General features: G+C 66.7%; 8 protein-coding genes. 7 read left to right on the top strand and 1 reads right to left on the bottom strand.

The window, feature by feature from the left end:
- The first annotated feature begins 275 nt into the window (after positions 1–275).
- Entirely contained in the window at positions 276–1,787 is a 1,512-nt protein-coding gene (locus tag PKD06_RS16010) for a DUF1254 domain-containing protein (protein WP_324381812.1), read from the top strand.
- Positions 1,788–1,904: 117 nt separating this feature from the next.
- On the opposite strand, the gene PKD06_RS16005 is transcribed toward PKD06_RS16010, so the two are convergent.
- A complete protein-coding gene (locus PKD06_RS16005; protein ID WP_324381810.1) occupies positions 1,905–2,357 on the bottom strand; it encodes an outer membrane protein assembly factor BamE in 453 nt (150 codons plus the stop codon).
- Between the two features lie 105 nt (positions 2,358–2,462).
- Between PKD06_RS16005 and PKD06_RS16000 the strand changes: the two genes are divergently transcribed.
- From PKD06_RS16000 to PKD06_RS15975, 6 genes are all read left to right on the top strand, one after another.
- Entirely contained in the window at positions 2,463–3,011 is a 549-nt protein-coding gene (locus PKD06_RS16000) for a ubiquinol-cytochrome C chaperone family protein (protein ID WP_324381808.1), read from the top strand.
- Positions 3,008–3,544, top strand: a complete 537-nt coding sequence (locus PKD06_RS15995; protein ID WP_324381806.1) for a DUF177 domain-containing protein — start codon at positions 3,008–3,010, stop codon at positions 3,542–3,544. The genes PKD06_RS16000 and PKD06_RS15995 overlap by 4 nt, the downstream gene beginning before the upstream one ends.
- An 87-nt stretch (positions 3,545–3,631) precedes the next feature.
- Entirely contained in the window at positions 3,632–4,666 is a 1,035-nt protein-coding gene (gene plsX / locus PKD06_RS15990) for a phosphate acyltransferase PlsX (protein ID WP_324381804.1), read from the top strand.
- An 8-nt stretch (positions 4,667–4,674) separates the two neighbouring features.
- Entirely contained in the window at positions 4,675–5,673 is a 999-nt protein-coding gene (locus tag PKD06_RS15985; protein ID WP_324381802.1) for a beta-ketoacyl-ACP synthase III, read from the top strand.
- Between the two features lie 119 nt (positions 5,674–5,792).
- Entirely contained in the window at positions 5,793–6,107 is a 315-nt protein-coding gene (locus tag PKD06_RS15980; protein WP_324381800.1) for an integration host factor subunit alpha, read from the top strand.
- 4 nt (positions 6,108–6,111) lie between these two features.
- Entirely contained in the window at positions 6,112–6,627 is a 516-nt protein-coding gene (locus tag PKD06_RS15975) for a MerR family transcriptional regulator (RefSeq protein ID WP_324381798.1), read from the top strand.
- Positions 6,628–6,859 lie beyond the last annotated feature (232 nt).

Genomic DNA, 6,859 nt, shown 5'->3' with positions numbered 1-6,859 from the left:
TGAACCCCGCCATCAAGATCACCAACATCATCGCACTGCTGCTGCTGGCGATCCTCGCCCATAGCTGAGCGAGGCGCAGGCTTGCACGGACGGCCCGCCGGGAAGACCCGGCGGGTTTTTTTATTGGGTGATTGACGTCAAGGGCTGTTGGCGAGGGAATGTCGCCTGGGGGCGGTCTGAGGACATTCGATGCATGCCGAAAAGCGGTCCTTAATCTTTGACAACGTGCCCGGAACGACCGACGCTTACGGAAGCGCTGGAATAGGGAGGTCGTGATGAAGCGCAGTGCGCTCCTGTTTGTGCTGCTTTTCGGCATGGCTGGTCCGGCATTCTCGCAGACCGCCGCGCCGTCGGCCGCGTCCTCGCCAGGCTCACAAACAGCTGACCCGCACGGCTGGCTCAATACAGAGACGCTTCGGACGCCTTACGGCGATTTCGACTTCAAGAACGGCTATCCGTCCGGCGATACTGCCGCCCGGTTGCTTGAGACGCAGAAGCTCAACCGAGCGGTCGATGTCTACACGACGCAGATGATGCGGGTCAGCGAGATCGCGACCCGCGAAGGCATCCGCGCCTTCGGGGCGACAACGCCGCAGGACGTCGTCATCTGGGAAAACCTGATGGACGCGAAGACCGTACTGCTGACCGCGAACACCGAGACCGTGTACGCGATTGCCCATCTCAATCTCAAGGCGGATGGCCCGACCGTGATCGAGGCGCCGCCGCGCATGCTCGGCTTCATCCAGGATGGGCTGCAGCGCTATCTCGCCGATATAGGTCCGCTCGGGCCCGACAAGGGCGCAGGCGGCAAGTTCCTGGTCTTGCCCCCCGGCTACAACGGCAGCGTGCCGGACGGCTATTTCGTTTCGGGCTCGCCGACCTATTCTGCCCTGTTCGCTGTCAGGGGCTTCCAGGTCGACGACAAGACCGATCAGGCCGTCGCCCTGATGAAGCAAATCAAGGTCTATCCGCTGGAAAAGGCGGCGTCGCCGCCATCTATGCAGTTCCTAAATGGCTCGAACCAGGCCATCGACACCGTGTTTCCGGATACGATCCGGTATTTCGAACTTCTAGCGAAGCTCGTCGACGAGGAGCCGGCCGAACTGTTCGATCCGACCGAGCGCTGGCAGATGCAGGCAATCGGCATCGAGAAGGGCAAACCGTTCAACCCCGATGCCAGAACAAAGGCTTTGCTGTCTGAGGCGGCGCGGATCGGCGGCGCGATCGCGCGTGCCAATACCTACTCGGACCCTACGACGGTTCCCTACTACCCGAGCCGGAAGTGGCAAGGCATCCCGGTCGGGATGACCTATACATTCGCGCGGGACGGCGCGCCGCAAATCGATGCCCGCAACAACGTCTACTACATGGCTGCTGGCAATAGCCCGGCAATGATGGAGAAGAACGTCGGCCAGGGCTCACAATATCTGTGGACCTATCGTGACGCGAGCGGTGCTTTTCTCGATGGCGCAAAGAGCTATCGGTTGCACGTCCTGCCGAACATCCCGGCCAAGAACTTCTGGTCGATTGTAGTGTACGACGCGCTGAGCCGTTCCGAGTTGCAGAGCGACCAACATCTACCGTCTGTTAGCAGCTACACCAAGCCGAGGATCAATGTCGATGGGTCGGTTGATATCGTCTTCAGTCCGAGCAAGCCCAAGGATGACGCGAACTGGATTCAGACTGTGCCCGGCAAAGGATGGTTCCCCATCTTTCGCTTCTATAGCCCGACCGAAGCGTATTTCGAGAAAAGTTGGGTGTTGAACGACATTGAAGCGGTAAATTGAACCGAGTGTCCGCTTTCATCTTGCTTGAAAGCGGACGAGCCAAAAGTCCGACATGGGTCAAAGCCGACTATCCCGCCGGACCTTTTCTGAGGGGCGCGCCGATTCGGGCCCCGCCCGTCAGTTCTTCGGCACGAAGGAGCCGAGGCCGCGGAAGAGCTGGGCGACGAAATTCGCTTCCTGGCCGCCCGATTCGGTCTTGCGGGAGATGAAGTCGAAGACGACGCCGTCCTGGAGCCCGTAGAGCGCGATGCGCTCGACCTTGAGGCCCTGGTTGAAATAGACCGCGAGCACCTTCTGCTCGGTCACGCTCTCGCCCATGAATTGCAGGCGCCGCGTCGCCGTCTGGCTGATATAGTACCAGCTCTTGTTGCCGACCGTGGAGACCGTCGAGGGCGTTCCGAGGATCTTCAGCACGTCCTCGGCGCTCGTGCCCGGCTTCACGCGGGCGACGGCCTGCTCGTCGATGACATAGCCGCGATGGAGATCCTCCCCGATCAGGCATCCGCCGACGCTCGCCCCCAAGAGGATGGCGGCGGCGAGGCGGAGAAAACGGGAACGGCCGTGCGACATCGATATCCTCGAGGACGGTGGGGACTTGTCCGGGCGGGCGTGGTGCCGTAGCCGCGCCTTATGGCTTTGACAAGGCGGCGGCCAGGGGCCGCAGCGGAGCTGTCGATGTTCGGTTTCATGCGGCGCAACCCGCGCGAGGCGCTGATCCTGCACCTTCACGAGCGGATCGTGGCGGCCGCGCGCCATCCCGGCCTCTATGGGGCGGGGGGATTTGCGGATACGGTGGAGGGCCGCTTCGAGGCCCTGGCGCTTCACGTCCTCCTGGTCCTGCGCCGCCTGCGGGCGCTGCCGGCGCCCGCGGACGACGTCGCCCAGGACCTCGTCGACAGTGTCTTCGCCCATCTCGAGGCTGGGATGCGCGAGACGGGGGTGGGCGACATGGGCGTGCCGAAGAAGATGAGGAAGCTGGGCGGGGCGTTCTACGACCGGACCGCCAAATACGAGGCCCCCTTCGAGGCGCGGGACGCGGCGGCGCTCGGCGAGGAGCTGGGACGGCGCCTCGGCCGGCCGGGCGGCGAGATGCGCGCCCTGGCTGCCCATATTCTCGCGGCGGAGGATTCGCTCGCCCGGCAGAATCTGGCCGGGATCCTGGAGGGTCCCGATTTCCCCGCACCTGCCGGGATCTTCGCCGAAGCCGGGAGCCGCTCCTCGTGACGCCCGATCCCGTCGGCCCGCTCTCGCGGCGGTTTCCGCTTCACCGCGTCACGAATGCCGGCGTCGAAGCGCGGGTCGAGGCGAGCGAGGCCGAGCGCGCGGCGCTTGCGGCCGATCTCGATCTTCCCGCCATCCACCGGCTCGAAGGCCGCTTCCGCCTCGTCGGATCGCGCGATCGCGTGACCGTGACCGGCCGCGTCTCGGCCTCGATCGAACAGGTCTGCGGCGTGACGCTGGAACCCTTCCCCGCGGAGATGGAGGAGGATGTCGAGGTGGCCTTCGCCGCGCCCCCGCTGCGCCATTCTCCCGCACTCCCGCCGGAGGTCGAGCTGTCGATGGAGCACGATCCCCCCGACGAGCTGACGGGCGACTCGATCGATCTCGGCGCGATCACGGCGGAGTTCCTGGCGCTCGGCCTCGATCCGTTCCCCCGCAAGCCCGGCATCGTGTTCGAATCCGGCGAGGAGGAGACGGGCCGCGATTCGCCCTTCGCCCGGCTCGCGGACCTCCATCCGAAGAAGGACGATCGTTAAGCGCGGCATGACAAAAACGGTTGCCCGCGCGAATGGCCGAGGCGATACGCTTCGCTTGCATTTTCTAAAGAAGGTCTCGTTTCCCTCATGACGAATCCGGTCCGCATCTCGCTCGACGCCATGGGCGGCGATGCCGGTCCGAGCGTCACCGTGCCGGGCGCCGCGCTCGCGCTCGAGCGGCATCCGCAGGTTCGCTTCCTGATGGCCGGCGACAAGGCGCAGCTCGAGCCGCTCGTGGCACAGCATCCGCGCCTCGCGGAGGTCACCGAGATCCGCCACGCCGAGCTGACCGTGGCGATGGACGACAAGCCGAGCCAGGCCCTCCGGCACGGGCGCTGGAAATCCTCCATGTGGATGGCGATCCAGGCCGTGCGGGACGGGGAGGCCGATGCCTGCGTCTCCGCCGGCAATACCGGCGCGCTGATGGCGATGTCCAAGGTCTGCCTGAAGACCATGAGCGGGATCGAGCGCCCCGCCATCGCGGCGATCTGGCCGACGACGCGCGGCGAATCGATCGTGCTGGATGTCGGCGCGACGATCGGCGCGGATGCCGCCCATCTCGTGGACATGGCGGTGATGGGCGCGGCCATGGCGCGCATCGTGTTCGATATCGAGAAGCCGACCGTGGGCCTGCTCAACGTCGGCACCGAGGAGGTCAAGGGCGTCGAGATCGTGCGCGAGGCGAGCCGGCTGCTGCGCGAGCAGGAGATCCCCGGCCTCACCTATCACGGCTTCGTCGAGGGGGACGATCTCGGCCGCGGCACGGTCGACGTGGTCGTGACCGAGGGCTTCACCGGCAATATCGCGCTCAAGACCGCCGAGGGCACGGCCAAGCAGATCGCCGAATATCTGCGCGCCGCCATGACGCGCACGCTGATGGCGAAGATCGGCTATCTCTTCGCCCGCGGCGCCTTCGACGCCCTGCGCGACAAGCTCGACCCGCGCAAGGTCAACGGGGGCGTGTTTCTCGGCCTCGAGGGCATCGTGGTGAAGAGTCACGGCGGCACCGACGCGGTAGGCTTTGCCAGCGCCGTGGACATGGCGCACGACATGGCCCAGCACCATCTGATGCAAACGATTCGCGACATGCTCGACGAGACGTCGGTCGTGGCGCAGACGTGAGACGAGCTTTGGCCGACAAACGCGATGAATGCCCGATCCGCCGCTCCGTCGTGGTGGGTTGCGGCTCCTATCTTCCCGAGCGGGTGGTCACGAACAAGGATCTCGAGGCCATCGTCGAGACCTCCGATCCGTGGATCGTCCAGCGGACCGGCATCCGCGAGCGCCATATCGCGGGGGAGGGCGAGACGACCTCCGTCCTCGGCCTGAAGGCCGCCCGCGCCGCCCTCGCCGATGCCGGGCTCACGGCCTCCGACATCGACCTCGTCGTTTGTGCGACATCGACGCCCGACTTCACCTTCCCCGCGACTGCGACCCAGATCCAGGCCGGGCTCGGCATGGAGCAGGGCGCGGCCTTCGACATCCAGGCCGTCTGCACCGGCTTCGTCTACGGGATCGCGACGGCCGACAAGTTTCTCGCCTCGGGCTCGCACCACCGCGCCCTCGTCATCGGGGCGGAGACCTTCTCGCGCATCATCGACTGGACGGATCGCGGCACCTGCGTCCTCTTCGGGGACGGGGCAGGGGCCGTCGTGCTGGAGGCGCGGGAGGGTACGGGGGCTGCGAGCGACCGCGGCGTCCTCACGACGAAGCTGCGCTCGGACGGCCGCCACCGGGAAAAGCTCTATGTCGACGGCGGCCCGGGCTCGACCCGGACGACCGGCCACCTGCGCATGCAGGGCCAGGACGTGTTCAAGTTCGCGGTGGGCAAGGTGACCGACGTGGTGCGGGACGCCTTCGCCTCCGCGGGGGTCACGGCGGAGGATCTCGACTGGTTCGTGCCCCACCAGGCCAACCGGCGCATCATCGAGGCTTCGGCCGACAAGCTCGGCATCGCGCGGGAGAAGGTCGTCATCACCGTGGAGCGCCACGGCAACACGTCGGCCGCCTCGATTCCGCTCGCGCTCGACGCTGCCAGGAAGGACGGACGCCTCAAGGAAGGCAACCTCGTGATGCTGGAAGCGATCGGCGGCGGGTTCACCTGGGGCAGCGCGCTGCTGCGCTGGTAGCCGATAGGATAGGGTGGCCGCCCGAAACCTCGGGTTGACCGCCCCGGTGCGACCGAATAGCTCTTCCGGCGCAGGCGGAGCATGGGGGTCGGCCGGGTTCGGCCGGGCAGGGAGGCAGGATGGCTGGCCGCACGGTCACTCGGGCCGATTTGAGCGAGGCGGTCTATCAGAAGCTTGGTCTTTCGCGGACGGAATCGGCAGATCTCGTCGAGCAGGTGCTTGCCGAAATTTGCGACGAGTTGGCCGGCGGGGAGTCGGTGAAGCTGTCGTCCTTCGGGTCCTTTATCGTACGAAGCAAAGGCCAGCGTGTCGGCCGCAATCCCAAGACGGGTGTCGAGGTCGCCATCGAGCCGCGCCGGGTCCTGGTCTTCAAGCCGTCGAACGTGCTGAAGGCCCGCATCAACGGCGAGGCCCCCACCGGCGACGGCGAGTGAGAGCGTGCAGCCGCTCGGCACGAGCAAGGCGGCCGACGCGTTCCGCACGATCAGCGAGGTCGCCGAGGATCTCGACATCCCCCAGCACGTCCTGCGGTTCTGGGAGACGCGGTTCCCCTCGATCAGGCCCCTGAAGCGTGGGGGCGGCCGGCGCTATTATCGGCCCGACGATGTGGAATTGCTGAAAGGGATCCGCCAGCTTCTTTACGGCCAGGGCTACACGATCAAGGGCGTGCAGCGCATCCTGAAGGAGGAGGGGCCCCGCGTCGTGCAGGACATCGGACGCGGCGGGATGTTGCCGCGGGCCGAATCTCCGCCGGCACCGGAAGACGACGAGCCGGCTGCCGCGCCGCGGCCGGTTCGCGCGGAGAGGCAGGACGAGCCGCGCCCGGCTCCCGTCCGACACGACGCGAGGCCGATGCCGCCGGGCCTCGCCACGGCCGATCTCGACCGCCTGCGGGCGGCCCTCGCCGAACTGCACGAATGCCAGCGGATCATCGAGGGGCTGAAGAGGCGGTAGGGCGGAGGAGGGCTATCGCATAGGCGGTTTCCGCCGAACCAACCCTCCCCCCGCTTGCGGCGGGGAGGACCGAGTCGCGCCGAAGGCGCGAACCGAGGTGGGGGGCGTCGACGCGAACTCCCAAGCCTCACGACAGGCGGGACCGCCCCCCTTGGCCTTCGGCCGAGTCCGCCCTCTCCGCCGCAAGCGGGGGGAAGGGTGGGGCGGCGGAATCACCCGCCCCTGATCTCGG

Source organism: Enterovirga sp. (genome assembly GCF_035325185.1).
Taxonomy (GTDB): domain Bacteria; phylum Pseudomonadota; class Alphaproteobacteria; order Rhizobiales; family Beijerinckiaceae; genus Enterovirga.
The sequence above is the reverse complement of the archived record's forward strand: the minus strand, read 5'-3'. Positions and strand labels throughout refer to the sequence as shown.

What these genes read in the sequence shown, in the direction of transcription:
- PKD06_RS15980 (WP_324381800.1), top strand. Translation starts at nt 5,793, where the DNA reads ATGGCTGGCCGCACGGTCACTCGGGCCGATTTGAGCGAGGCGGTCTAT.
- PKD06_RS16000 (WP_324381808.1), top strand. Translation starts at nt 2,463, where the DNA reads ATGTTCGGTTTCATGCGGCGCAACCCGCGCGAGGCGCTGATCCTGCAC.
- plsX (WP_324381804.1), top strand. Translation starts at nt 3,632, where the DNA reads ATGACGAATCCGGTCCGCATCTCGCTCGACGCCATGGGCGGCGATGCC.
- PKD06_RS16010 (WP_324381812.1), top strand. Translation starts at nt 276, where the DNA reads ATGAAGCGCAGTGCGCTCCTGTTTGTGCTGCTTTTCGGCATGGCTGGT.
- PKD06_RS16005 (WP_324381810.1), bottom strand. Translation starts at nt 2,357, where the DNA reads ATGTCGCACGGCCGTTCCCGTTTTCTCCGCCTCGCCGCCGCCATCCTC.